A 26,342-nucleotide genomic window follows, 5' to 3' on the forward strand; every position below is an offset into this window, starting at 1 on the left:
CTTCCGGGCCTGTTGTTTCAGGTGGAGACGCCACCTGTATGCCCAGCCCACGCCGAGCGTGGCGGGGTCTCAGCGCCAGTCGTCGATCACGTAGGCGTCGGGGTGGCTGTAGCCCGGTTCGTTGGGTCTGTGCATGGCCACGCCTTGCAACCAGGTGCGGAAACCGCGGTCGATCATTCGACGGTAGGCATCCGGACGACCCAGGTTCATCCCGGCGTCCAGTTGCCCCAGTCCGCGCTCGGCGGCCAGCTGCTCACAGGCGTCAAGCAGTCGTTCGAACCGGTTGGCGGCCTCCTGGCCAGGGCGTACGGCTCCGAACTTGACGAAGCACACGTCCTCGCCGGCCTCCGACCCGGCTCCGCAATGGCAGACGGCCAAGCCATCGAGCTCGGAGCCGGCACCCTGGAGCAGAATGGTGTCACCGAGCCCCTGCGCATGCGTGGCCACGATCTCGCGTTCCAGGCTCAGGCCCTCGTACACGGCCCCGGTCAGGGCGCGACAAAGGCTCAGGGCATGGGGCTGCTCGGCGGAGGGCAGTTGGCCGTACAGCACTCGGCCGGGGGCTGCGGCACTGCCTGCCACCTGCTTCTTCATGATGGCTGTGAGGAATCGGGGCCAGAAGCCGTAACGCCGGTAGAGCTCAAGGTGCTTGGGACTGTGCGAGAAGGTGAACAGGCCCAGGTGGCGGTTCTCCCAGGTGTCGAAACAGTCCATGACCGGCTCCATGAGACGCCTGCCGACGCCCTGGTCCCACAGGTCCGGACGCACGGTCAGCGGACCGAAGTACCCGACGCTGCCCCAGTTGACGGCGAAGTTCGATGCAACGACTTCGCCGTCGACCGTCGCTGCGAAGGCCGCGTGTGGATCGGTCGCCCAGCGAGTGCGGACGTAGTCGGCGGTCCCGAAGAACGTCTTCGGCTCGGGAGCGCCGAGGAACGTCCCGAAGGCGATCCTGAAGATCTCGTCGGCCCGATCCAGGTCCGCCTCACTCAGCGGGCGGACCGACACCGGACCCGTGCCACTCCTGCGCTCCCCTGCCGGTGGGATCATCGCTCTCTCCTTCCCGACCCCCTTTTCATCGCACCACGTGCCTGCGCCGCAGGCGAGGCGAGAGGTCCACCGATACACAGGGACGGAGGACCCGGCCGGTCTGCGCTGTGTGCCCGCCGGGCACTGGAGCTGCCGGTGCCAGGGCACGCGAGCCCGGCATGATCCGAACGAGAGGCCCTAGGCCGGCGTCCTCGCGCCGACTGCTGAAGGTCGCGCGACGGCCGGACCTCCAGGAGTCGGATTCTGGCTACGGGACCCTCCGGGTTTCGGGACTTCCTCCCGGCGCCGTCGGCCACGGCCCGGAGGCGAGTCCAGGGGTGAGGAGTCGAGGCAAGGACCAGCGCCGAAATCGTCGCGCCCAAGGCGTCCCCGGCATCACCACTGGAATCACCGCGCGGTCGTTGTGGCGACAACCGGTCGCCTGCGGGTGGCACCCGGAAGTGATGCTCGTCGAGGCGGAGGGGGCGGTGGGCGGCAACCCGGTGAATGACCGCTGAGCCTCAGTTGCCCGGTGGGGATGAGCGCGCGCGTCGTCGGCTGTAGGACTCGCGTCGTCTTCCACCGCCAGTAGTGGTCGGTGCAGACGAAGAACGGGTCGTTTGAAAGTCCCGCCCCCGTGATCGATTCGCCAGAGGAACGTACGCGTGTGCGGCAGCTCGCCTACAGAGGTGAACGACCATTGAACGACCAGGAACAGCGGGATCAGGCTGGTGGGAAGCGGCCGGTGTATGCAACGCTGCCAGGACAGCCGGCCTGGTCTGGTGGGAGACCCCGCGCCGCCCTTGGAAGGTCATCACGGTGGCCGGGGCGCGGTACGGGTTGGTCTCGCTCGGCTGTGCGTGGCCCCATGCCGCGCGCTTGACGACCCCGGCTCTGCCGGGGCGTGATGGGCTCGACCCCTGGATGAGGGGAGCACCATGAACGCCTTCACCGTAACCGTCGAACAACAACCCCAGCGCACCGTGGTCAGCGTGGCCGGGGAACTCGACCTGCACACGCTTCCCACTCTCGAAGAAGCGACCTTCGTGATCCCGCTCGGCGGAAAAACGCTGCACCTGGAGCTGTCCGGCGTGTCCTTCATGGACTCAAGCGGCCTGAGCCACCTGCTGTGGCTGCGTCGGCGTCTCCTCGCCGAAGGCGGCCGACTCGTCGTCACCGACCTCCAGAACCAACCGGCCAGCCTGCTCCACCTGACCGAGACCTATGAACTGCTCACCAGCCGTGACGTCAGTACGACGAGCCACTCGACGCGGCAGACACCGGCCCGCAGGTAAGGGCCTGTCACCGAACCGAACCGTCCCCACCGACAGGGGGGAGCCCCAGGGGTTTCGGGGCATCAGCGGCAGTGTCAACGGTGATGAACAAGGCAGGGCTGCCCCGCGAGCGGGCCGCCGCTGGAGGAGGTGCTGGACGGCGCCGCCGCCCGCCGCAGCGGCCCGGTCGACGTTGGGAACAGAACCCGCGGGCCTCGATGAAGCGCGACTCGACATCGGTCATGTCGCCCGTCATGAGGCCCTGCGGGATGCTGCGGTGTTCCCTTGCCGGTCAGTCGGTGTAGTACCCGGCGACGTCGGCGATGAGGTCGACGGAGCCGTTCTTGTTGTAGAAGGTGATCTTGCCGTCGTTGACGGGGACGACGACCAGGTTCGGCACGGTCTGGCCGGCGGTGAAGTTGAGGTTGGACGCGGCCGTACGGGTCGTTCCGTACGGGTAGACGGACACGAAGCTCGACTCGGTGGCGTTGGTGGCCGTCACGTTCAGGACGAGGGCCTTGTACTTCGTGCCGACGGTGAGGGACACCGTCCTGCCCTCGCCGACCTTGGCCTTCGGCACGCCGGTGCCGTCACGAGTGTCCATGAGGCGCTTGGGCTGCATGCCGGTGAAGACCGAGCCGGTGCTGTCCTTGAAGTACCCGGCGACGTCGGCGATGAGGTCGACGGAGCCGTTCTTGTTGTAGAAGGTGATCTTGCCGTCCTTGACGGGGACGATGACCACGTTCGGCACGGTCTGGCCGGCGGTGAAGTTGAGGTTGGACGCGGCCGTACGGGTCGTCCCGTACGGGTAGACGGACACGAAGCTCGACGAGGTCGCGTTTGTCGCGGTCACGTTCATGGCGACGGCGGTGACGCCCGGCTCCCTGATGGTCAGCGTCACCGTCTTGCCGGCACCGACCTTGGCCTTCGGCACGCCGGTGCCGGTGCGGGTGTCCATGAGACGGCTCGGCGTGACGGGCTGGTACTCGGCGCCGGAGGTGCCCTCGGTGTAGTACCCGGCGACGTCGGCGAGCAGGTCGACCGTGCCGCTGCGGTTGTAGAACTCGACCCAGCCGTTGACCACGGGGACGGTGACGAGGTTCGGGACGGTCTGCCCGGCCTTGAAGTTGAGGTTCGAGGCGGAGGTGCGCTGCGTCCCGTAGGGGTAGACGGAGACGAAGCTCGTCGCGGTGGGGTTGGTCGCGGTCACGTTGAGGACGACGGCGGTGAGGTTCTCGGCGGGGACGCCGGCGACGCCGCCGACCTTCAGCTTCACCGTGCTGCCCGGAGTGACCTTCGCCTTAGGGACGCCGAGGCCCTCACGCGTGTCCATGAGACGCGCCGGGGTCACCGGCGTGTAGGTGCCGGGGACCGTGGTCAGCGTGCTGCCCTTGATCCAGAAGTTTCCGTAGGGCGTCTGCGTGGAGCCCGCCCCGTCCTGCGGGCGGGCGATCAGCTCCCAGCGGTAACTGCCGGATTCGAGAGTGCGGCCCCGTGCGTCCTTGCCGTCCCAGTTCACGCGAACGGCGGCGCCGGTGCCCTGGGTTCCCTCGAAGACGCGCACGGCCTCGCCGTCGGACTTCAGCAGGGACAGCTTCCAGGAGCCCACAGGCTTGGAGAACCGCCACGACGGGGACCAGGTGGCCGTCGGCTCCATGGCGGAGCCCTCGAAGGTCACCGGCGGGACGGACTCACCCAGCGCCTGGAACGGCTGGCGGGCGATGCCGACCTGCTTGACGCGGATGTCGTGCTTGGCGTCGACGTACGCCACACCGCCACCGAAGCGGTCCACGGTCCAGGTCGAGCGGCGGCCCGAACCGGAGGCCGAGGCGGGCAGGTCGGCGAAGTCGGTGGTCCGGCCGCTGGCCGCGTCGGTCAGCCGCAGCTTGTCGCCCTCGTGCCGGACGACGAAACCGTCGCCGAGCAGAGCCTCACCGGTGGGAACGGGGACGCTCTTCTTCAGCGAGTGGTCGTAGACGCCGGCCTTGTCGGCGCCGCAGGCCCAGTACAGCCAGTTGCCGACGGCCTGGAGTTCGGTGGGCTCGCAGCCGGAGCCGAGGTCGACGGCGGGGGACGGTTCCGTCCCCCGGATGCTGACCGAGTTCACCTTGCCGGTGGTGTCGGCGGGCTTCCAGACCCGGTCCTTCCAGAGGGCGGCGGCGGAGTTCCGCAGCGTGAGCCTCACACCCGGCTGGTCCTGGGCGGTGCCCTCCAGGTCGACGGCGTACGTGGTGTCGCCGGCGGCCACCAGGGCGGAGCCGCCCGAGGTGTCCAGGATGCGGTGGCCGGAGGCGCTCGCGGGAACGTCGGCCGAGCGGTACGTGCCCGTGCCGGTCGTCGTCCGCAGCCGGCTCCCGGTCGAGTACACCGACTCGCCGTCGCCGAGCGACGCGAGGCCGGCGGGCGCCGTGCCCGTGTCGTGGCGCAGGGTCGCCTCACTCGCCGTGGGCGTGCCCGACACGCTGGTGTCGACGTCGTAGAGGCCCGAGGTGTTGGCGGGAAGCGAGGCGCCGCGGAAGCTGAGCCGTCCGCCGCCGAGCGCGAGGCCCGTGAAGGCGGCGGGGACCTGCGGGACCGCGCGCACCTTGCTGACCTGGAGGTCGCCGTCGGGGCCGACGGCGACGCGCTGGACGGACCAGTCCTTCGCATCGCTGCCGCCGGTGACGAGGAGGCTGCCGTCGGGGGCGGCGGCGAAGTGCGCCGTGGCGTGGGGGAGGAGGTCCTTGACCGCCGTGGTGCCCTTGCGCACGGCCTGGAGCTTGCCGCCGAAACCGTCAACGGTGCGCTTGGTGAAGACGACCCAGTCGCCGACGACCGTGTACGCGGTGCCTTCCTCGTACTTCGGCGCGGGCAGGTCGACATCCGCCATGGGGTCGGTGCGCGGCGCCATGGACAGCGTCTTGTCCCAGTGGCTGGAGACGAGGACCTGCTCCGAGCCCATGGTGAGTCCGATGCCCTCGCCACCCGACACGTGCTTGAACGAGCCGGTCCGGAAGTCGAGCAGGTAGTCGCTGTTCGACTGCCCCGGTTCGCGGTTGAAGCGCAGGTGGGCACCCTTGCTGTCCTGGGCGAGGACGATCACCTCGGCGAACATCTCGGGCATCTTCACCGCCGCCCGCTCGACCGGCTTGCCGTCCACGACCCCGTACAGCTGGATCGCGTCGAGATAGAGGCCGTCGGCGCGCCGGGTCGATGAGACGACCGTGTCGGCGTTGTAGGCGCCGGTCCACGACCGTCCCTGCGGCAGCGTCACCTGGAGGCTCGGCTGCCCGGTGGCGAGGTCGGTGACCGAGACGCGGTCCAGGTCCGCCACGACGGGGTCGGCGTCGGAGAAAGCGTGCAGGCCGGAGTGACCCTTGGCCTGCTCCTCGGTGATCGGCTTGGTCGCGCCGGTGGCCGCGTCCGTCCAGAGGTAGCCGGTCGTGCCCTCCTGCTTGTGGGCGTAGCCCGTGGCGCCCGCCTGGAAGAGCTCCTCGCCCCGTGGCTGGAAGCGGCCGGGGTTCGGGACGACGACCTCGTCGTCGGCGGTGGCCCCGGCCGGTACGGCGGCGGCCGGGTTGGTGATGGCGGCGCAGAGGCCGATCGCGATGCCAAGGGCGGTCGTGGCGGCGACCGCGTTGCGGGCGTGTACGCGTGCGTGGCGTTGCATGGGGTTCCCCTCCCAAAGGTCGAGAGCGGGCGTGTCGAGGGTGACCGGCGCGGCCTTGAGAGGCCGCCCCCTGCCGGGCCCTCCGCCCGGAGCGGTGATCGTAACAGGCGTTTTCGAACCTGTTCAATTTGTACCGCTCCTGGAGTTCTCCTCGACCGGCGGGCGCGTGCGCCGTCCTAGGGAAGTCCTCAGCGAGGACGCCGGGCCGGGCTCGTTCGGTTCCACGAACAGCCGGGCATTTTTCTGCGGGACTCAGCCCCGGCCCAGCCGCATGACGTACGCGGCGTCCGGCACCTCGGAGCGAATCTGCTCGCGGTGGGTGATGTCGGCGTAGTCGCCGGTCCGTTGCGAGCTCGCGTAGCCGATCGATGACGGTGCGGACCTTGTCTCGCTCGCTGAGGACGGCGTGGCGGAAGGCGAGTTCGAGGAAACCTTCAGCTGCGGTGACGCCGGCTCGCGGATCTCGGCCCGCAGCGCGGGCGGCGGCGTACGGCACGGTCCAGCTCCGTGTGGGGGTCCGCCCCGGTGACGTGCGGCTGCCCGGCCGGAGAGGGCGAGGAGGCGTTCATTCGACGCCGAGGACATCGCCACCGTCGCCGTCACCGCCGTGACCGAGGACGGGCACGCGGGACAGGCGTACGAGCTCAGCGGCCAGTCAGGCTGCCTGTGTGACCTGGGGCCACGGAATTGACACCGGCGGCGCCTTCAGGGCGGAGCCGGCGGGGGCGATCTACGACCCGCGTCCGGCCCTCCCGCGCTGTTTCGACCGGTCCGCCACCCCCGGCCGGGAAGCCGACTCGCCGACAGCCCTGCCGGCAGCACGCCGGGAGTCGTGACGAGGGCGCCGATCGCTGCCCACCAGGTGACCGTGTCCTGCGGGACGGGCCAGGGCGGCCCATGTGCCCCTGCCGCCACGAGCACTCCCCGTGTTTACTGTGCGCTATATGGGAAACGCTGAGTAGTCGTCAGATGAAAGGGTCAAGGCGAAAGGCGGGACTCATGTCCGTGAGTATCGGAATCATCCTCGTCATGGTGGTAGCGGTCATCGCTGCGATCGCGCTCGCACCGGCCGTGACGGGCTCCGCGGAATCCGACCGACCCGCAGTCCGGTCCGGTGATGAAGGCGCGCGCAGGACCGGCCCGACCAGGCGTCCCTCCCGTCGGCTGCACCGCGTCCCACCACAGTCGACCGGGGACCGCAGGCGAAGCTTCGGCTGAATGACCGCAGGCCGGTGCGGGCGGGGTACTCATCGACAGTGGAAGACGCCGCTCCGCCGGAAGTGGCCTTCAGTCGCCTCCTGCCCGCGCCGCGGCCAAGTGGCCGACTCTGTCCACAGCCCTGCTCGGGATGCGGAGACCTGCCCCTGGGGTGCGGACCAAGCACGCCTGGCCTGGGTCCGGCCTATGTGTCTGAGGCTCGGCGGCATGCTTGCCGGTCAGGGGCCCTGTCCGGCTCAGCGTTCCGGAGAGGGGTGAGCGGGGAAGCGAACGGCGATGGCGAGGGTGTCGTCCTTGTGGAGGACGTCGGTGAGCATGTCGCGGGCGATGGCGGCGGGAATTTCATCAGTGGGCCGCCCTCGGTGAAGGCGAGTGGCTTGGAGGAGGCGCTGCTCGCCCTCGTAGGAGTCTCTGCGGCTTTCCGTGAGGCCGTCGGTGTAGAGGATGAGCAGGTCTTCGGGATCAAGCGTGGCGGTGATGATGCGTTCGCTGCCGGGCAGGGGGTAGCCGATGCCGCGGCCGCGAGCCTCGAGGTAGGTGGCGGTGCCGTCAGCGCGTACGAGGAGCGCCGGTGGGTGGCTTCCGTTGGCGAGGCTGACTTCGCCGGTCGAGGGGTTCACCCGGGTCAGCAGGAGCGTGGCCATGACGCTGTGGTCCAGGGGCGCGAGGATGCGGTCGGTGCGGGCCACGATGCTGTCAAGGGGGTGGCCTTCGAGAGCAAGGGTGCGTACCGCGTGTGTGACGGCGAGGGCGGTGCGGGTGCTGGTGATCCCGTGCCCGAGGGCGTCGACGATGGTGACGTGGATGGTGCCGTCGGGGAGCGTGAACCAGTCGTAGAGGTCTCCGCCGGTCGGGTCGTGCTGACCGGCGGGAGCGTAGTGCACGGCCAGTTCGAGCCCGTCCACGTGGAGAGGGCGGGGGCGCAGGGCGTCTTCCAGGGCGCGCAGGGTGCGACCGTGTGCTTGGCGTAGCTCTTCGTCCCGTTCTTCGAGTTGTACATAGAGGGCCAGGACCCCGCTGTTCGTCTCGGCCAGTTCGTGTTTGAGCATGCGGTGTTCGACGGCGAGGCGATCGGCTTTGGCGAGTGCCGCGCGCAGTTCCTCTTCGATGAGGACGGTGTCGGTGTCGCCGTTCGTCAGGCACCCGGTGGGTGCCGGCGACGGCCTTGGCAGATGGTCGCCCCGGGAGGGAGGCCGGCCGGGAGAAACCGCAAGGGCAGGGGTCGGCACACGCCAGAGCATGTTGCCGTCGGACGTGGTCTCGGCCGGCAGCGGAAGGTGGTTCATCGACTCGGCAGGGGCCCGACCCTGGTAGGGCAGGCGAAGGGTGAGGGTGAGCCGGCCGTAGCCCTCGTCCGCTGCTGCCTCGTGGGTGTGCATCAGGGTGACGAAGTATCCGGCGCTCAGCTGGGGGGTGGCCGCTTCGCTCACCGAGAGGACGAGGCGGGCTCTGTCGTCGGCGGGCAGCCCGTGGGTGAGCGCGATGCTTCGGACGGTGCGCCGCAGGGCGGCCAGGGTGCGGAAGGTGTCACTGGTCATGTGATCCCCAGGGTGCGCCGAGGACAAGGATCGTGGCGTCGTCCCGGCTTCGGCGGCGTGTGTGGGCCAGTGAGGCTGCGAGCAAGGTGGGGGGCAGGCTCAGCTGGGCGGGGGAGGGAGTGTGTGTCCACCGGTGGTCGATGCCGTCGGTGTACAGGGCCACGGAGGTGTGGGGGGTCAGCTCGAGGGGCCGGTTCTGCGGCGGGGGATGGTGATATCCGACGATGCCGGCCTGTCCGGCGAGCTGCTGGTGGACGCCCTGGGGTGAGAGGACCGCAGCGCGGATGTTGCCGACGCAGCAGTACTCGGAGCGTCCTGCTCCCGTCCTGACGGCTGCCGCTGCGGCGCCTCTGGTGTGCCGCAGCGCTTTGTGGAGGGCGCTGATGATGACTGGAAGAGGGGCGTCGGAGTACGACGTGAACGTCCGCAGGGCGCGCTGGGTGGCCGCTGCCGCGTCCGGTCCGTGACCCAGTCCGTCGACGACAAGTGCTGTCCACTCCTCACCGTGGCGGGCGAGTGCGTACCCGTCGCCGCAGATGGACTGGCCCTCGGCGGGCAGACACAGGGCGCCGATGTCGAGTGCCGGCTGCGTGCTGTGGGGAAATCCGAGTCGGGCGTGCGCGAGGGTGCCGTGGCGGGGGTGTGAGCGGATGGCGAAGCCGCTGGCGATGCGGCGTACTGCCCCCAGACCGGCTCCTAGTGTCTTGGTCGTGCTGTAGCCGTCGGTGAGGCTGAGGCTGATGTCGTCGATGCCGGGGCCGTGGTCCACCGCGATGACGTCCAGGCCGGCCCCCAGTGGTGCCGGCTGGAGGAAGATCGCTCCGTTGTACGCGTGCTTGCTGATGTTGCTGGCGAGTTCGCTTGCGAGGACGGCTGCCTGGTCGGGTTGCGCTCCCGGCATGCGGATGTGCCGGGCGAGGGCGCGGGCCTGGTCGGCGGCTGCCTGGACGGCGCTGTGGTGGTCGATGCGGACGTGGAGCGTCCCTGGACGGGTGCTGTCGCTCATGGGCGGTCGGTCCAGCGCAGCGCGGTCACCGTCGTGCCCTGGCCCGGGACGGTGTTGATGTGGAATTCGTCCATGAGGCGGCGGGCCCCGCCGAGGCCGTGGCCCAGGCCGGCACCGGTGGTGTAGCCGTCGACGAACGCGGTTTCGACGTCGGCGATGCCGGGTCCCTGGTCCGTGATGGACAGCTTCAGCCCTTGACGCCCCGGCTGGTGGACGATTTCGACGGTGAGCGTGCCGCCGCCTCCGTGGACGTAGGCGTTGCGGGCCAGCTCACTGGCGGCCGTCACGATACGTGTCTGGTCCACCAGTCCGAAGCCGACGCGCAAGGTGGCCTCGCGTACGGCATGGCGAGCGGTGAGCAAGTCCTCCTCAGCACGGATCTCGTGCGTCACCCTCCCGTCGTCGCCCGCGTCGCCCGTGTCCCAGGCGGTGGATGCGCGGGGGGAGACGAGGTGTGTCGTGCGGGACTCACCGTAGAGCGACATCGGGCGCCCCCTTTGGGGGATACGGGGCTTGCCGCCATCCGAGTGCGATGAGCCCTTGCTCTGCGTTCAGGGTGGTCTCGACACCGGGGAGGCGCAGACCGAGTTCCACCAGGGTGATGGCCACCGCCGGGCGCATGCCGGCCACCACGACCCGCGCGCCCAGGAGCCGGGCTGTCGTGGCCAGTTCCATCAGGGTACGTGCCACGAAAGAGTCGACGAGTTGGAGGCGTGAGACGTCGATGAGCACCCCTCGCGCTCGGTCGGCGACGATGCGCTCGGTGAGTTCTTCGGTGAAGGCGATGGCACTCTTGTCGTCGAGTTCGTCGAGAAGGCCGGTGACCAGCACATCGCCCAGGCGCAGGATCGGTACACCTCCGCTGGGTGAGCCCGTCACAGGGCGGCCGCGTAGGTGGACTGTGGGGTCGGCCGGTTGGTCATGGGGATGGCCGCGGCCAGGGCGTCGGCAAGCGTCGCGCGGGTCAGGATGGCGGACAGGTCGATGCCGAGCTGGGCGATGATCTGGGCGATCGGTGGCCGGATGCCGCTGATCACGCAGTCCGCGCCCATGAGCCGGACGGCGTTGACCGTCTGCATCAGGTGATGCGCGACAGCGGTGTCCACGGTGGGCACTCCGGTGATGTCGATGATGGCCACCTGTGCTTCGTCCCGTTGGATGGCCTCCAGCAGGTTCTCCATGACGACCTGGGTGCGCGCGGTGTCGAGTGTTCCGATCAGGGGAACGGCCAACACCCTGTCCCAGAGGCGGACCACCGGAGTGGAGATCTCCAGGAGCTGTCGGCTCTGACGCCGGATGATCTCCTCGCGGCCCTCGACGTATGTGGAGAAGGACAGGGCTCCCGCTGCGTCGAGCAGCTTGTTGACCAACAGCGCCACCTCGAACAAGGTGGTGCCATCGCGGGTTTCCCGTTGCACCGCTTCGAGCAGCGCCTCTTTCAGGGTGAGGACGGCCAGCGAGGTGGATGTGGGGTTCGCTCCGCCGCGAGCACGGCGCAGGGAGAGGTCGGTGATCGCTTGACGCAGCCCCGCGTGCGTGCTGACGACGCGCTCCGCAGGCTGGTCGCTCTCCAGCGCGGCATGCAGCGCTTCGACGAGCAGGTCCGCTTCTTCACGCAGTTCGGCCTCGGTGATGCCGGTTCCCAGGACTGCCTGTTCCAGCTGCAGTTGCACCCACCGGTCGGCCACCTCTTCGCTCCGCTTGCGCAGAGCCTCACCTACTCGGAGCCGGCCCTCAAGTTCTGGGGTGTTCATCGCTACCCGCCTTCGCAATTGTTGTTGCGCGACAAATGTTAGCCGAGCGGTGGTGTTCGCGGAAAGGCCGCCGGGCGTCGGGGCCTGCCGTCGGCCCCGGCGTGGACGGAGTGGTCCGTCCTCACCGCCACTGGCGACAGAGCGCCTGGGTCACGCCGCCCGTCGGCCCCAAGGGCGGGCTCTGTGCGAGGAAGTGAGCGGCAGGCGCAGCCCTGCCGGCGGCTGAGTCCTCGCTCACCTCGCAAGCTTCTGCCCTGATCTGCGTGGAGCATCCGCCCGACGCCGCGGGCGAACACGGCCGGGGCGGCGCGGGGTTCGCGCATGACAAAGATCATTCCCGCGGCCGGTGGAAGAGGGAGGCCGCGCGGGCATGCTCCCCCGCCGAACGGGCACGAGAGCAGAGATGCTGGCAGCCCCTCCCGAACGGTCATGAATGACAGCGCGGCCCCCACTCGAGCCGGTGGACTCGACCCCGCGGCTTCGAGCCGAGCCATGTCCGCCGCAGCGGCGGCCCTGGTGGCGCTGGGGGAGGACGCCGCTGTGCATACGCCGGCATCGTCGGCGCCTCGCGCCGCGCGCGCACTGACCGCACTGGCCACGAGGGCGCCACTTTCGGTCGGCGAACTCTCGCGGGTCCTGGGCATCACGCCGGCTTCGATGAGTCACGTGTGCGGCCGCCTTGAGCAGGCGGGCCTACTCGCCCGCGCTTGCGACGTCGCAGATCATCGCAGGACTCTCCTGGCTCTGACCCTCGCCGGAGACAGGGCCGCCCGATGTCTGCGGGACCGGCATACGCAAGCCCTTGCGGCAGCGCTGCCCCTTCCCTGGGGAAGCGAAGATTTCCGGCACGCCTTGGAGACTGTGCGCGATCACCTGCGCCGCGCTACGGCGACCCGCGGCGCTGGGCACCCTCCGCCACGAGGCCTTGAGACTCGTTGACCGGGATCCGGGCGGCGTAGAGATCCAGTAACCTTGCCCCACGGCAATATTTTCCGTCAGAAAGTGTGGAGCTCCGGGGCAATCCGCCTATGAGCAGGACGTACACCGCGCGGACGGGCGCGAAGAGTGAGAGGGCAGGAGTACGGTGATCCGCTCGACGCGTCAGGCCGCACAGGGGCTCAGGCCGATTCCACAGCACTGTCCCCAGGCTCTTCGCTCGTCGGCTGGGTACCCCCAGCGGCCCGGCTGAAGCCGGCCAGCCCCCTCGCGAGAGCGGCCCGTTCCTCAGCCGTCATGTCGGTGATGATCTCAAGAAGCGCGCGTTCCCGGCGAGCCCTCAGGTCCCTGAGGTACCTTTCGCCCCGGCTCGACAAGCGCAGCTCGAGCTCGCGGCGACTGGCAGAGCTCAGGGACCGCTTGATGAACCCCAGGGCATGCAAGCGATCACACATCCGGCTCACCGACGAAGGCGTCGAGCTGAGTGCCTCTCCCAGCGTGCGCAGATTGATCCCATGATGACGGTCCAACGTGTACAGCACCCGGAGCTGCGAAGGCGACACCGGGGCCGTCGGCGTCATGTCCCGGCCTTGGCTCCAGAGCACTTCCAGCAGCTCGATGACCTCGCGAGTCGCCTGCGCGGCAGCATCCCGATCGCCGCCCGGGGAAGGTGTGGAATGCATGCCCCCAACTGTGACACTTCGAAATGGCCCTGTCAGTCGCTGAAGCATGAAAGACCATCCGCTCCTTTTCCCGCAATTCCGAACAGGTGGTAACCGAACGGTGGACAGATACGCAGCCGTGGAACGCTCCCTCCGCAGAGCCGCGCCTCACGCCCTCCTCGAAGCGGTACAGGACGCGCTCACTGCGCACTACGCCGCCGAATCCGTCGACCTGCTCATGGCCGACTACGCGATGACCATACTGCAACCCGTCAGCGCCCTCCCCTACACCGCCGAGCCGATCCCCGTCCACACCAGCGCGCCCGGACGAGCCTTCGGTGCCCAGGAACCATACGTGGAGGCCGTCAAAGGCACCGACCGGGTCACCGCGTACCTGCCCGTCAGCGTCCGAGGCGACCGCATCGGCATCCTCAGCGTCCGGCTTCCGGCCGACTCCTACGACCCGGAAACCGCCCAGGAACTGGAGGACGTCGCGGAAGTACTCGGCTACGGGATCGTCGTCGCCGAGCGGGACACCGACCTCTACCTCCAAGCCCGCCGCGCGGACCGACTCACCCTCGCCGCCGAGATGCAGTGGCAACTTCTTCCCGGTCGCTCCTGCTCTCGCCCCGAATACGAACTCGGGGCGCAGCTCGAACCGGCCTACGCGATCTACGGTGACAATTTCGACTGGTCGACCTCTGCCGACCACCTGACCCTCACCGTGACCAACGGCATGGGCGAAGGCATCGAGGCCGCCCTGCTCACGAACCTCGCCATCAACGCTCTGCGCAACGCCCGCCGCGCCGGCCTGTCCCTCGCAGACCAGGTGTGCCTGGCCGATCAGGCGGTCTACGGTCACTATCACGGGGCTGCGCACCTGTCCGTACTCCACCTGCGCTTCGACCTGGAAACCGGAGAAACGGAAATCATCGACGCCGGATCTCCCAAGATGTGGCGTCTGAGGCAGGGCAAGGCAGAGCCGATCGAACTCGAAGCTCAACTTCCGCTGGGCATGTTCGAGGACAGCATCTACACGGTGCAGCGCTTCCGGACGGAGCCGGGAGACCGACTGCTCTTCGTGAGCGACGGCGTCTACAACGTGGCCTCCCCGGCAGGAGAGCGGTACAGCGAACGGGCTTTGATCCGTGCCATGGCCAACACCCGTCTCCTCCCGCCGTCCCAGGTACCCCGCGCGGTGCTGCAGGAGCTTTCCGGCCATCGCGGACCCATCGACGCGGACGACGACGCCATGGTGGTCTGCCTCGACTGGCACGGCCGCTCCTGACGATCGCTTTCGGCCTGCACATGCGGGCTCTGCGGCACCTGTCCAACCAGATGCTCGGCCGGCTCCACCACTGCCTCCTGGCGCGCATTCCATTCGATGGAGAGATCGCCTTCCCCGCAGAGCTCCAGCCAGGAGAGGACAGCTACCGCGTGAAGGGGATGGGGCGGCTTGTTCAGGGCGTCAGGGGAGACGATCATTCGGTCATGAGACCCGAAGTGCGGACGTTCGTCGCCGACGGACCGCTTCCCGACTGGGACGCGAACGAGGAGGAGATCGACCGGCGTGAACGCCGGCTGATGGCGATCTCCCGCCCGGTCACCCGCGAAGAGGCCGCTGCCCTGGCCACCTGCTTCGGCCCGGACGACTGCTACGGCGTCGCCTGGACGCTCGTGCACGTGATCGAGACGGCTCCCGGCCCGGTGCCACAGCTGGAGGATCCGGGTCCGGAGGCCGGCGACTGGGCCGAGGTTCTGAGGGCGCGGTGGGGCGGCGAGCCCCCCACGATTTCCTAGCGGGTACCGCGAGCCCCCTGAGGCCTGTACTTGGTGTGCGACGACATGGTGGACACGAAGAGCCGCGCCGCGGCTGAGGCTATTTCCGGTGGGGCCCATCGCTTGACGATGCGCGGTGCGGAGAACGGAGCGGGCCAGGTCTGTCGGACCTCCTCGGTCGCCACGAGCTGCTCGACTCGAGCCGGCGGACGGCAGCGGCGAGGTTCCGTCGAGAGGCTCGGACTCGGGTCCAGCCTGCCGGACGTCGAATCGTGCCGCGCCGTCGAGGTGGTCGGTGCAGCCCATTTCCGTCGCACTTCGCGAGCGAGTTGGTCTAGGGCGACGGCGGCTGGTACGCGCTTCGTGTGGGTCCGGCACGCCTGGCCGCCGACCACTCCGGCTCGTTCGCGGCCGCAGAGGCGCATGGCGGTGCCCACCCTGGCTCGTCAGTGGTGCCGGGGCGTCGGATGCCCGCGTACACCCGCGCCCGCACCCCGGCCTCGCCCGGCGTACGCAAGACCGAGGTGATGCCGGAAGTGGCCCACAGCTGCTGCACGCCCTCCCACACCGTCCGGATCGTGTCCTGGTCGGCTGCGGTGACGTCCAGCACCACCACCCCCGATTCGGCGATGTGCCGCTCATCGATGCGCATGCCTGGGGCGACGCCCCGGACAGGAGCCAGCGCCGGGGCCGAACTCGCGGAGGGAGGGTGGCTCCTTGAGGCAGCGGCGTAGGACCGGTCGTGAGCCAGAGGCCGAAGACGGCGCCCACGTCGCGCAGGGGGTAGTGCCGGTGCGGCCGACCGGCGCCCGCCTGCCCCGGGGTGGGTAGCCCCGGCTGCTCGAGACGTCACGCGCGCTCGCTGTACTCGGCGAACTCCCAGTCTGTGACGTGTTCCTGGAATTTCTGGTACTCGTGACGCTTGCTGGCGATGTAGATGCCGGTGAACTTCTTACCGAGGAGATCCGTGAGTTCGCTGTCGGCCTCCAGCGCGTCGAGCGCCGCTGCGAGGTCCCTGGGCAGCGGCAGGAACGTGTTGGCGTCAGGATCCGAGGCTTGTCCGGGTGGCGGCGGTTCCTCTTCGGCCTCGATGCCCAGGCGCAGGGCGGCGACCAGGCCGGCTATGGCCAGGTAGGGGTTGGCCGAGGCGTCTCCCAGTCGCAGTTCCAGGCGGCTGGCGTCTCCGCGGCTCGGGGGAACGCGGATCATGGCGTCGCGTCGGTCCAGCCCCCAGTCGGCGGCGCGGGGTGCGGTCGGGTCCTGCCCCAGGCGTCGGTAGGAGTTGACCGTGGGGTTCAGCAGGGCCGTGAGGGCGGGCGCGTGCCGCAGGAGTCCTGTCACCGCGTAGCGGGCTCCGGCCGACAGTCCGTAGGGGCCCTGGGGGTCGTCGAAGAGATTGCGGCCGGCCGCGTCGGTGCAGGAGACGTGCAGATGGAAGCCGGAGGTTCCACCGTCGTTGAAGGGCTTGGCCATGAAGGTGGCGAGCCGGCCTTCCTTGCGGGCCAGTTCTCGTACCGCCACCTTGAACAGATAGGCGCGGTCCGCCGATCGAAGGGCCTCGTCGTGGTGCAGATTGATCTCGAACTGTCCTTCGTCGGCCTCCTGATTGCCGGCCGTGACACCGAGGCCCATGTGGTGCAGGTGGCGCATGGTGGTCAGAAGGTGGCAGTCCGGGTCTCCTCTGCGCCCGCTGCTGTAGACGTTTCCTCTCGCGCCGCCGTAGCGCCGCCATCCCCCTGGCGTTTCGGGAGCGGGATCGAGCAGGAAGTATTCGAACTCTGGGCCGACCACGGTCCGCACCCCGGCCCGGGCGTCCGGCGCGATCACTCGGCGAAGGACCTCGCGCGGCGATTCCGGCAGCGGGGCGCCGCCCTCTACGGGCTCGCGGGGATCGCCCAGGCACCACGCGACCCCGGGCTCCCACGGCAGAGGGACCAGAGTGTCCAGATCGGGATGGACGTGCATGTCGGGCCAGCCGGCCAACGAGTCACCGGGAACATCCACGACCGCACCCTCGGAGGTGGCCCGGTAGATGGCGCGGCTGAAGGTCAGCCCCCGCGCGCAGGCCGCTTCGAGGTGACCTACGAGAATGTCCCGACCGCGATCGGTGGACCGCAGATCGGGGTAGGAAACGCGAACGGTGTCGATGCCCTGGGCAGTGAGCCGGTCGATGTGGGCGCGTACGTCCGCCCGACCTGGTGGCTTTGCTTGCGTCAAGCCGAACTCCGCTCCGCCGCAGCCACGCCCGTGCCTTGCCCCGAACCGACAGCGGCACCCGCCTGTGCCATCCTGCAATAACGCCGTTATATCCCAATAAACCCATAACGGCGTTTTCTGGCGAGGCGTAAAGAGAGTGGGAGAGGGCGAAAGGCATGCCAGAGCTGAGCGGTACCCACGCGCTGACCATCGGCGAGCAACCCTCGCCCGGCGGTCACGCCGAGAACGTCCTCCTCTCCCTCACAGAACAGCTTCGCCGAACCTCGACCCGCTTCCTCGGGTATCCCGCCAACCTGGATTTCGATCACACCGCCTGCGGCCCCCTGCTGTCGGTCCTCATCAACAACGCGGGCGACCCGCGCGGCGGGGACCCGGCAGGCCTTCACGCCAAGTCGTTCGAGAACGCGGTCATCGCCTGGTTCACCCAATTGGCGGAAGGCGACCCCGCCAACACGTACGGGTACGTGACCAGCGGAGGCAGCGAAGGGCTGCTCTTCGGCCTGCGCCTAGGACGCCATCGACTCCCCAGCGCCCCCGTCTACGCCTCGGACCAGGCCCACTACAGCGTCCGCAAAGCCGCCGGGCTGCTGCGGATGGAACTCGTCGTGGTACCCAGCGACGCCGACGGCGCCATGGACCCCGACTCCCTGCGCGTGGCCTGCGAGGAACGAAGGGCACACGACGCACGAGCCGGCCGTCCCCCGAGCGGAGCAGTGGTCGTGGCCACCGTGGGCACCACCATGACCGGAGCCTTCGACGACGTAGCCGCACTACGTCGCGCGGCCCGCGCTGCGGGCGACACCCACGTGCACTCCGACGCCGCCTTGGGCGGCCTCCTCGCCGCGTTCGCCCCAGTCGAGCTTCCCTGGAATCTGCGGCACGGCGCCGACTCCGTCTCCGTCAGCGGTCACAAATTCATCGGCTGCCCCGTGCCCTGCGGCGTCGTGATCACCCCCCGGCACCTCCTGCCCCCTCTCAGCGCGGACGAGTACTTGGGCTCCAGCGACCACACGCTCGACTGCTCACGCAGCGGTCTGGCCGCCGTGCTGCTGTGGAAACGCCTGCACGAACTGGGCACCGCAGGCCTCCGGAGTCAGGCCCACCGATGTCGCGACACCGCCGCACACGCCGTCGACGCCTTGGCGCGCGTCGGCGCCAACCCCCGGCACGTGCCGCACTCGATCACCGTCACCTTCGACCGGCCCCCGATCGAAGTGTGCAGTCGCTGGCACCTCGCCACCCAGGACCACCGCGCCCACCTGCTCGCCATGCCCCACGTGACGCCCGAAACCATCGACACCATGTGCGCCGAACTGGCGCACCACCGCGGACCGCTGCCGAGCCACCCATTTCCCGCATCATGGAATGTCTGACATGCCAGGCGATCATGAGGTGCGAGACCGCGCTGATCACCGTATCCGTGCCGGGCGCCGCGGGCGGGAGCACAAGACTGGGCGACCAGCTCTGACCGCCCGCCGGCCGCAGCGTGGAGCGGTCCACAGCGCCAGCGGGAACCCCCTCCGACGACCGGTCCTGGCATGCCGGCCGCGGGCCTACTTTGGGCCGCGGCAGGAAGCGGCCGCGGCCGTGGTCATGGGGGAGAGGTGGTGCTGCGGGACGTGTCGAGCGCAGCCCATACGGTGTCGGGGCGCAGGGGCAGGGCGGTGTAGCGGATGCCGGTGGCGTCGCGTAGGGCGTTGGCCAGTGCGGCGGCTACGGGGGTGAAGGGGAGTTCGCTCATGGGTTTCGGGGCCGGGTTCCCGTTCGGGTGGGCGAAGTGGACCTCGGTGGCGGGCAGGTCTCCGTAGTGGGGGACGCAGTAGGTCCTCAGGTCCGCCGTGGTGATGCGGCCGTCGGAATCCATGAGCAGCGCCTCCCACAGGGCGGTGCCGACTCCCTGGGTGACGGCGCCCTCGATCTGGCCGCGGCACTGGGTTTCGTCGAGGACGACGCCGGCATCGGCGGCGTGCACGCTGTCCAGGATGCGCACCAGTCCCGTCTCGGGGTCGACGCTGAGACGGAACCACTGGGCGCTGATGGCAAGGGAAGGCGGTTCTTCTCCGGAGCGGGCGCGTCCGGTGGCCGTCAGGTGCTGTCCGCCCGCCCGGGCGTATGCGCGCGAGACCGAGAGGGCAGCGTCCGGGCCGGTGGACTCGGCGTGCGGCGGGTCGGTTCCCGGGCGGACTGCTGGCGGTGCGGTGTCGCCGTGGGCGGCGGCCAGTTCCCTCATCTGCCCGAGCAGTGCCTGGCAGGCCCGGCTGACGGCCCGCCCGGTGATACGGACACCTGTGGAGGCGAATCCGCCGCTGTCGTGGTCGAGCAGGTCGGTGTCGCCCTGCCGCAGGTGGATGCGGTCGGCGTCGGTGCCCAGTGCGTCCGCGGCCATGCGGCGCAGGACGGCGCCGGCGCCGCTGCCGAACTCGGGGGCGCCCACCGCGAGGTCGTAGTGGCCGTCCGCCCGCAGCGTGACGCGCGCGTGGGCGATGTGTCCGTCCATGGGTTCGGTGTGCAGCGCGGTGACGGCCAGGCCCTCTCCGATCAGGTGGCCGGGCTCCGCCGGTGAGGGGCGGCGACGCAGGCGGTGGGCACGCGCCGTGCGCAGCGCGTCCAGGCACTGGTCGAGGCCGGTGTCCATGACGGGGTGCTGTCCGCCGACACCGGGGAACACCGTGGGCTCGCCCGGGCGCAGACAGGCCGTGCGGCGCAGGGCCGGCGGCTCGATGCCGAGGGCGCGGGCGAGTTCGTCCAGGGCGGATTCCATGGCGAACGCGGCCTGGCCGGCGCCGTAGCCGCGGAAGGCTCCGGCGGGCACGTTGTTGGTGCGGACACTGTAGCCGTCGACGGTGATGTTCGGGCAGCGGTAGAGGCCGGCCCCCGCTGTGCAGGCTTCTTTCAAAACGCCGGGGCCGTGATTGCCGTAGGCGCCGGTGTCCGCGAGGAGGTTGAGCCGGATGGCGGTCAGGGTGCCGTCGCGCCGGGCGCCCAGGGTGACACGCACCCGGAAGGGGTGGCGGGTGGTGGTTGCGGTGAGCTCCTCGGCGCGGGTGTACTCCAGTTGCACCGGGCGGCCGGTGCGCAGCGCTGCCAGGACGGTGATGTCTTCGGTCAGCAGTTCCTGCTTGCCGCCGAAGGCGCCACCCAGACGAGCGGCGGTCACCTGTACACGTTCGGCAGGCAGGCCGAAGACGGCACACAGGTGGCGGCGCGCCAGGTGGGGGGCCTGGGTGGCGGTGTGTACGTGCAGGCGCCCGTCGTCGGTGGTCCAGGCGCGGCTGGCGTGGCATTCGAGAGCGGTGTGGTGCACTCGGTGGGTGTGGAAGGTGGCCTCGTAGACGGTGTCCGCCTCGGCCAGGCCTTGGTCGAGGTCACCGGTACGCAGGTGGACCTCCTCCACCAGGTTGCCGTCGGGATGCACACGCACGGCTTCTTCGCGCAGTGCCTGTTCCGGGTCGGTGACAGCCGGCAGGACTTCATAGCTGACTTGGATCATCCGGCGGGCCCGCTCGGCGATGGCAGGGCTGTCGGCGACGACGGCAGCGACGCGCTGGCCGACATGGCGTACCACGTCGTCCAAGACGCGCGCGTCGGCCGGGGACTGCTGTGCGGGTTCGCTCAGAGCGGTGGAGAACCGCGTCAGCGGGGCGTCGTGGTGGGTCAGGACGGCGTGCACTCCGGGCACTGCCCGGGCGGCGGCCGTGTCGATGTCCAGGATGCGGGCGTGACGGTGGGGCGAGCGCAGGAGGGCGATGTGCAGCATCCCCGGGGGCGGCTGCTCGTCCAAGGTGAATCCGACGGTACCGGTGACCACCTCACGAGCGAATTCATCCCCGGTGGCCGGGGCGGCTTCGCGGGGGTCGGCTCCCGACGAGGGCGGATCGGACAGGTGGTCAGCAGAGAGGTGGCCCTGGCCGCGATGCGTGTCCTGGATCGCTTCGCCGATGCTGCGGTAGCCGGTGCACCGGCAGAGGTTCCCTTTCAGTGCCTCCGGCAGGTCGGCCAGAGACTCCTCGTCCAGGGCCGCGGTGGTCATCACGAATCCCGGGGTGCAGTATCCGCACTGAAAGGCCCGGGCACGCAGGAAGGCCTCCTGAGCGGGGTGCAGTCGGCCGTCGGCGGCCAGCCCCTCCACGGTGGTCACGGTACGTCCGTCGGCGCGGTGGGCCGGATACAGGCAGCTGTGCACCGGCAGACCGTCGACGTGCACGGTGCAGGCACCGCAGTCTCCCGTGTCACACCCCTTCTTCACTCCCGTCCAGCCCCGCGCACGCAGGTACGTACGCAAGCACTGCCCGGGCAGCGGCGGCTCGTCACTGTCCCGGCCGTTGATACGAGTTTTGAAGGGCATCGGCTATTCCCGCATCAGGTCGTGGTGTACCGCTTCGGACAGACGCTGGGTCACATGGCGGCGCCACACCGGGTGACCGTGCACGTCATCGACCATAAGGGCGGGATCCAGCAGTTCGCGGAGCCTCGCACGCAGAAGGGTCGCCGATGGCGGCTGCGCGAAGCGCACGGTCAGCGGGCGGGTGGTGGCTGCCGTCACCCCGAGGTCCAGGCGGCCCCTGTGGGAGTCGTAGGTACCCGTCACCAGGGCGGCGCTGCGGCCTCGTGGGCGCAGGCACAGCCGGCGTAGGGCCGTGCGCTTCGTCAGCGCGTCGGCCGGCAGGGTGATGGAGCGCAACACCTCGCCCGGCAGCAGCACCGTGCGCCCCACTCCGGTCACGAACTCGGCCGCCGGCAGCAGGCGTTCTCGCCCGTCTTCTGCCAGCACCCGGCATACGCCCTCCAGCGCCACGGCCATGGAGATCATCGGGCCGGCCGGGAGCGCCAGACACAGATTGCCCCCGACCGTGGCGGTGTTCCACACCTTGAACGACGAGGAGAACGCTCGGCAGCAGGCGGCAATCAACGCGCGGGCCTGCGGCCACCGCCCTTCCGAAGCCTGCGCGAAGGCCAGCAGCTCTGCCACCGTGCAGGTCGCCGCGATCACCAGGCCGTCGTCCGTGATCTCCCACGGCGGCCAGCCCATCGCCGCCAGATCCCGCAGCCGCGTCACCTCCGGCCGCGGCTCGGCGAACAGGGCGGTGCCTCCGGCCAGCCAGGCATCCCCCGGCTGCCACGGAACAGCACACCGGGCATCAACCACCTCGCGCACCGACGTCAGATCCACAGGACCCTCCCTCGCCATGGTCCCGACCTGGCCAATGCTGTCAGGCAACACCGGAGGCCTTCACCGATGACGCGCGGGGTGATGCCACCCTCGCTCGATACGGGCGCCGAAGTCGGGCGAACGGCGTAGCATCCCGCGTCACGCCGGGGCCATTGCTCTGCAAGAGGATCACCCGCAGCCCCCTTGACGCTGATCCCAGCGGTCACGCAGGCGAGCAGGTCCATTTCATTCGCGCCTTCCACCCTCCCGGCCGCTGCCTCAGGCCGGTGGCCTGAGCTGGATCCAGGGCTTGTTGCACTTGATGTCGTTGCCGGTGGTGTCGCAGGTCGTCTCATACACCGCGCCGCCACGCGTGACTTGTGGCCGCGCTCACCACTCGACGATGGGCCAGATGTCGTTCGAGGCGCTCCAGCGACGAGCCGTCTCCGACGGCCGGACCGCCGTGCGGCTCGCCCAGGAGATGCCGGCGCACCTCATCGCCTTCGACTTCCCCCAGCTCGACGGCCAGGAGCGCTGCGCGTCCCGCCCGGCGAGCGGCGCGCGCAAGCTGGAGCAGATGTTCACCGGCCGCGGGTGAGCGCCGCGCAGACGCTCGTGTCGGGCCGCCTCGATGAGGACGAAGTGCTCCGTCCGGTCGGGCGTCGTACGCCGCTGCGGCCGGACACGGCGCGCGACCTGGCCGGGCGGCTGACGGCGGCAGGGCCCCGGCACCCATGGGAGGACGGTCTCCGCGGGGACGGTCGCGGACGCCGCTCGACGTCGTGCTGGTCGAACCGGAGCTGGTCGCCGAGATCATGGTGCACACGGCGCTGGAGCTCGGATCATGGCGGCACCCGGTGCGCTTCGCCCGGCTCCGGCTGGACGTCGCGTCACGGACGTACCGCCCTTCGGCGTGGGCGCCGAGCCCGCCGGCGGCTGATGGCCCGTGCCGGCGAGCATCAAGGCGGGGGTAGCGACGCCGGCGAGCGGGACCTGATCGTGTCGGTGTCCGCGGCGAGAGGTTCCACGCCTGAGCTTCCGGGCCGGCCGTGACGGGGCCTTCCTACGGCGGCGGTAGTCGTGGCGGGCTCTCGTGCCGCTCCTCCTCGCCACCCGTGTGGCCCATCACCTCATAAAACGGTGCGCACGCCGCCTGTTGATGCCGGGACAGGTGTGCGCACCGTGGTACGGGATAGCAGGAGCCAATTCGGGCCATGATCGCGAAGGGTGCCGCCTGTGTCTCAGGAGCAACGCAAACGGGGCCAAAGGTTGCGGCTGCCGGTGAAGGCGGCCCTGCCCGGCCGCCATCCGCACGAGGACCAGCCACCTGTCACAGACCGGGTGGTCTTCGGGGTGACGGCCGTGCTGACCTTGGGTTTCGTGATCTGGGGTGCCACGGCCACCGGCGCCCTGGAGCGCGTCTCCGACACCCTGCTGAACGCCCTGATGCACAACGGCGGCTGGGCGTTCGTCCTGGCCGCCTCCGCATTCGTCGTCTTCGCGCTCTGGCTCGCCATCAGCCGGTACGGACGGATCGAGCTGGGCCAGGAGCACGAGAAGCCGGAGTTCAGCACCGTCTCCTGGGTCGCCATGATGTTCAGCGCCGGCATGGGCATCGGCCTGATGTTCTACGGCGTCAGCGAACCCCTCGCGCACTACACCACTCCGCCGCCGGGCACCGACCCCGCCGACTCGGCGGAGGCCATGCAGACGGCGCTCGCCACCACGCTCTTCCACTGGACGCTGCACCCGTGGGCCATCTACGCGGTGGTCGGCCTGGCCATCGCGTACAGCACGTTCCGGCGCCGCAGGCGACAGACGATCAGCGCCGTCTTCGTCCCGCTGATCGGGAGGAAGCGCGCCGAGGGGGCACCCGGCCGGGTGATCGACATCCTGGCGATCTTCGCCACGCTGTTCGGCTCCGCGACGTCCCTGGGGCTCGGCGCGCTCCAGATCGGCAGCGGCATGAATGAGGTGGGCTGGCTGAGCAAGGCCGGGACGGGGCTGCTCGTCGCCGTCATCGGCGTGCTGACGGTCTGCTTCGTCTTCTCCGCCGTCTCCGGCGTGGAGAAGGGCATCCAGTGGCTCTCCAACACCAACATGGTGCTGGCCGTGATCCTCGCCGCCTTCGTGTTCATCGTCGGCCCCACCATTCTGGTCCTCGACCTGATCCCCACCTCCCTCGCCGCGTACTTCGACGAGCTGCCGCAGCTGATCGGCCGCACCGAGGCGTCCACCGGCGGCGGTGACGTGGCCGACTGGCTGAGCAGCTGGACGGTCTTCTACTGGGCCTGGTGGATCTCCTGGACGCCGTTCGTCGGCATGTTCATCGCCCGCATCAGCCGGGGGCGCACGATCCGCCAGTTCGTCGGCGGCGTCATCCTGGTGCCCAGCACCGTAAGCCTGGTCTGGTTCGCCGTCTTCGGCGGTACGGCCATGCGCCTGAAGGAACAGGGAAGTCTCGGCGGGGCGACCACGCCCGAGGCGCAGCTCTTCGGCGTGCTCCAGGAATTCCCGATCGCCGGCGTGATGAGCCTGCTCGTGATGATTCTGGTCGGCATCTTCTTCGTCTCCGGCGCCGACGCGGCGTCGATCGTGATGGGCACGCTCTCCCAGAAGGGCACTTTCGAACCCGCCCGGTTCATCGTCGTCTTCTGGGGCGTGGTGACCGGTGGCGTGGCGGCCGTGATGCTGCTCGTCGGCGAGGGCAAGGGCGACGCCCTCGCGGGCCTGCAACACTTGACGATCCTCGTCGCGGCCCCGTTCGTCCTGGTGATGATCGGCATGTGCTGGGCCCTCTTGCGGGACCTCCGCCAGGACCCGCTGATCGTCCGCCACGAACTCGCCGAAGAGGCAGTGGAGGAAGCCGTGATCGCGGGCCACGAGAAGTACGCGGGCGACTTCGAGATCCGCATCGGCCCGGCGCAGGACGAGGCCCCTCCAGGGGGAACGCAGGACGGCCGCGACCACAAAGACCCGGGACCCCCGCCTCCGGCCTCCTGACGGAGAGGTCTCCCTCGCCTTCACCGGCGGCAACGGCGGCGCGGGCGGCTTCGTCGACACGTACCTCCGGGGCGATCGTGCCAGCACCCCGCACACGGGCGAGTCACGCTGTTGCGCGGCCGGGGGACTGGGACGCGACCAGCGACGAGGGCCGGCGCCCCGGCCAGACCAAAAGTCAGCGCCACCATCATGCTGACCAGAAAGAACATGGGCATGTGCATCCCTTGACGGCCCGGCAGAGAGATCCCGGCCGCTCCACCTCCACGGGGTGCGTGACGGGCGTCGCGGCGGCGCTCAGAGGCAGCCGTCCAGGAACTCCCGTACCTCGGCGGTGGTCATGGGCCCCGTACCGTGGGCCACCGCCTCTCCCTCCTTCAGCAGGACGTAGGACGGGGCTGCGGTGACCCCGTATCGCTCGGTTGTGGCCGGACAGCGCGTGATGTCGGTGCGGACGACCGTAAGGCGGCCCGTGTACTCGTCGGCGATGCCGCCCACGATGAGGTCCATCGCCCGGCAGGGCTCGATCGCCTTGGGCCATGTCCCGGTGAAGTATGCGAGAACCGGGACTCCGCTCATCCCGAGGATGAAATCGAACTCCGCGTCCTCACGGGGTTGATGAATCCGCTTCGCCATCGAAGCTCCTGACCTTGCGTTCCGTCATTCCATCCTCATCATCCCCCGCGCCCGGTGACACCGGCCTCCCTCCCTACGGGTGCGGCGAGCAGTCGGCGCGCTTCGACGGTGGTCCTGCGTCACCCTGGGCGGCGAGGGCCAGAACGAGGAGGAGTGGTTCCGCTACCACCTGGGCTTCGAGACGCTGCGTGGCTGCACCGATCGTGCAGTCCGGTCAGCCATCGACTCTTTCGCGGCGCAGCGCTCCAGCACCCAGGCGCCCCCCATCGCGACCATGAGCGCACTGGTCCGGCGACTGCATCGCGAAGGGTTCTCCGACACCTGAAGTGCCGCGCAGCGCATCGCCGGCCAGGCGGCATTCCGACGACCGTCTACGACTAACCGGAGGGACGGTAAGGAGGCTCGTCCGCCAGAACCGGCGGCCCTTCGACCGCTGCTAGGGTGTCGTGCGCTCGTCAAGGAGCCACTTGTACTACCACTTACAACGGGGATTGA

General features: G+C 69.7%; 20 protein-coding genes. 7 read left to right on the forward strand and 13 right to left on the reverse strand.

Annotated elements, in window-relative coordinates; genetic code table 11:
- Positions 1-69: 69 nt before the first annotated feature.
- Entirely contained in the window at positions 70-1,050 is a 981-nt protein-coding gene (locus ACWDX6_RS21185) for a GNAT family N-acetyltransferase (protein WP_451486437.1), read from the reverse strand.
- Between the two features lie 917 nt (positions 1,051-1,967).
- Between ACWDX6_RS21185 and ACWDX6_RS21190 the strand changes: the two genes are divergently transcribed.
- Positions 1,968-2,324 (forward strand): STAS domain-containing protein, encoded by a 357-nt coding sequence (locus ACWDX6_RS21190; protein WP_451486438.1) that lies wholly within the window; start codon positions 1,968-1,970, stop codon positions 2,322-2,324.
- A 271-nt stretch (positions 2,325-2,595) separates the two neighbouring features.
- On the opposite strand, the gene ACWDX6_RS21195 is transcribed toward ACWDX6_RS21190, so the two are convergent.
- From ACWDX6_RS21195 to ACWDX6_RS21220, 6 genes are all read right to left on the reverse strand, one after another.
- Positions 2,596-5,952, reverse strand: a complete 3,357-nt coding sequence (locus tag ACWDX6_RS21195; RefSeq protein WP_451486439.1) for a hypothetical protein — start codon at positions 5,950-5,952, stop codon at positions 2,596-2,598.
- A gap of 1,454 nt (positions 5,953-7,406) precedes the next feature.
- On the reverse strand, positions 7,407-8,708 hold the full coding sequence (locus ACWDX6_RS21200; protein WP_451486440.1) for a PP2C family protein-serine/threonine phosphatase: 1,302 nt from the start codon (positions 8,706-8,708) through the stop codon (positions 7,407-7,409).
- On the reverse strand, positions 8,698-9,714 hold the full coding sequence (locus tag ACWDX6_RS21205) for a SpoIIE family protein phosphatase (protein ID WP_451486441.1): 1,017 nt from the start codon (positions 9,712-9,714) through the stop codon (positions 8,698-8,700). The genes ACWDX6_RS21200 and ACWDX6_RS21205 overlap by 11 nt, the downstream gene beginning before the upstream one ends.
- Entirely contained in the window at positions 9,711-10,199 is a 489-nt protein-coding gene (locus ACWDX6_RS21210) for an anti-sigma regulatory factor (protein ID WP_451486442.1), read from the reverse strand. The genes ACWDX6_RS21205 and ACWDX6_RS21210 overlap by 4 nt, the downstream gene beginning before the upstream one ends.
- Positions 10,183-10,545, reverse strand: coding sequence for an STAS domain-containing protein (locus tag ACWDX6_RS21215; RefSeq protein ID WP_451486443.1), 363 nt, complete (start codon positions 10,543-10,545; stop codon positions 10,183-10,185). The genes ACWDX6_RS21210 and ACWDX6_RS21215 overlap by 17 nt, the downstream gene beginning before the upstream one ends.
- 44 nt (positions 10,546-10,589) lie before the next feature.
- Positions 10,590-11,468: an STAS domain-containing protein gene (locus ACWDX6_RS21220; RefSeq protein WP_451486444.1), complete on the reverse strand. Its 879-nt coding sequence runs from the start codon at positions 11,466-11,468 to the stop codon at positions 10,590-10,592.
- A 492-nt stretch (positions 11,469-11,960) separates the two neighbouring features.
- Here ACWDX6_RS21220 and ACWDX6_RS21225 point away from each other — a divergent pair, with 492 nt between their 5' ends.
- Positions 11,961-12,407, forward strand: coding sequence for a MarR family winged helix-turn-helix transcriptional regulator (locus ACWDX6_RS21225; RefSeq protein ID WP_451486445.1), 447 nt, complete (start codon positions 11,961-11,963; stop codon positions 12,405-12,407).
- A gap of 179 nt (positions 12,408-12,586) precedes the next feature.
- On the opposite strand, the gene ACWDX6_RS21230 is transcribed toward ACWDX6_RS21225, so the two are convergent.
- The gene (locus tag ACWDX6_RS21230; RefSeq protein WP_451486446.1) at positions 12,587-13,087 is read right to left on the reverse strand and encodes a MarR family transcriptional regulator; all 501 of its coding nucleotides are present in this window, start codon (positions 13,085-13,087) and stop codon (positions 12,587-12,589) included.
- Between the two features lie 100 nt (positions 13,088-13,187).
- Here ACWDX6_RS21230 and ACWDX6_RS21235 point away from each other — a divergent pair, with 100 nt between their 5' ends.
- Entirely contained in the window at positions 13,188-14,354 is a 1,167-nt protein-coding gene (locus ACWDX6_RS21235) for a PP2C family protein-serine/threonine phosphatase (protein ID WP_451486491.1), read from the forward strand.
- Positions 14,355-14,557: 203 nt separating this feature from the next.
- Positions 14,558-14,866, forward strand: coding sequence for a hypothetical protein (locus ACWDX6_RS21240; protein WP_451486447.1), 309 nt, complete (start codon positions 14,558-14,560; stop codon positions 14,864-14,866).
- A 313-nt stretch (positions 14,867-15,179) separates the two neighbouring features.
- On the opposite strand, the gene ACWDX6_RS21245 is transcribed toward ACWDX6_RS21240, so the two are convergent.
- Both ACWDX6_RS21245 and ACWDX6_RS21250 read right to left on the reverse strand, forming a co-directional pair.
- Positions 15,180-15,497, reverse strand: coding sequence for a DUF6207 family protein (locus tag ACWDX6_RS21245; RefSeq protein ID WP_451486448.1), 318 nt, complete (start codon positions 15,495-15,497; stop codon positions 15,180-15,182).
- 197 nt (positions 15,498-15,694) lie between these two features.
- Positions 15,695-17,062: a glutamine synthetase family protein gene (locus ACWDX6_RS21250; RefSeq protein WP_451486449.1), complete on the reverse strand. Its 1,368-nt coding sequence runs from the start codon at positions 17,060-17,062 to the stop codon at positions 15,695-15,697.
- 155 nt (positions 17,063-17,217) lie between these two features.
- Between ACWDX6_RS21250 and ACWDX6_RS21255 the strand changes: the two genes are divergently transcribed.
- A complete protein-coding gene (locus tag ACWDX6_RS21255; RefSeq protein WP_451486450.1) occupies positions 17,218-18,435 on the forward strand; it encodes a histidine decarboxylase in 1,218 nt (405 codons plus the stop codon).
- A gap of 218 nt (positions 18,436-18,653) precedes the next feature.
- Here ACWDX6_RS21255 and ACWDX6_RS21260 read toward each other — a convergent pair whose 3' ends face one another.
- Together ACWDX6_RS21260 and ACWDX6_RS21265 are read right to left on the reverse strand one after the other, a co-directional pair.
- The gene (locus ACWDX6_RS21260; protein ID WP_451486451.1) at positions 18,654-21,407 is read right to left on the reverse strand and encodes a molybdopterin-dependent oxidoreductase; all 2,754 of its coding nucleotides are present in this window, start codon (positions 21,405-21,407) and stop codon (positions 18,654-18,656) included.
- A gap of 3 nt (positions 21,408-21,410) precedes the next feature.
- Positions 21,411-22,232 (reverse strand): FAD binding domain-containing protein, encoded by an 822-nt coding sequence (locus tag ACWDX6_RS21265; RefSeq protein WP_451486452.1) that lies wholly within the window; start codon positions 22,230-22,232, stop codon positions 21,411-21,413.
- A 391-nt stretch (positions 22,233-22,623) separates the two neighbouring features.
- Between ACWDX6_RS21265 and ACWDX6_RS21270 the strand changes: the two genes are divergently transcribed.
- Complete coding sequence (locus tag ACWDX6_RS21270; RefSeq protein ID WP_451486453.1) at positions 22,624-22,809, forward strand: hypothetical protein; 186 nt, start codon at positions 22,624-22,626, stop codon at positions 22,807-22,809.
- Between the two features lie 677 nt (positions 22,810-23,486).
- The gene (locus ACWDX6_RS21275) at positions 23,487-25,214 is read left to right on the forward strand and encodes a BCCT family transporter (protein WP_451486492.1); all 1,728 of its coding nucleotides are present in this window, start codon (positions 23,487-23,489) and stop codon (positions 25,212-25,214) included.
- 294 nt (positions 25,215-25,508) lie between these two features.
- Here the strand turns inward: ACWDX6_RS21275 and ACWDX6_RS21280 are convergent, their stop codons facing one another.
- Positions 25,509-25,847 carry a thioredoxin family protein gene (locus ACWDX6_RS21280; RefSeq protein ID WP_451486454.1) on the reverse strand — a complete coding sequence of 113 codons (339 nt, stop codon included), beginning with the start codon at positions 25,845-25,847 and terminating at the stop codon, positions 25,509-25,511.
- Between the last annotated feature and the right edge of the window lie 495 nt (positions 25,848-26,342).

It is taken from the genome of Streptomyces sp. NPDC003027 (genome assembly GCF_053591435.1).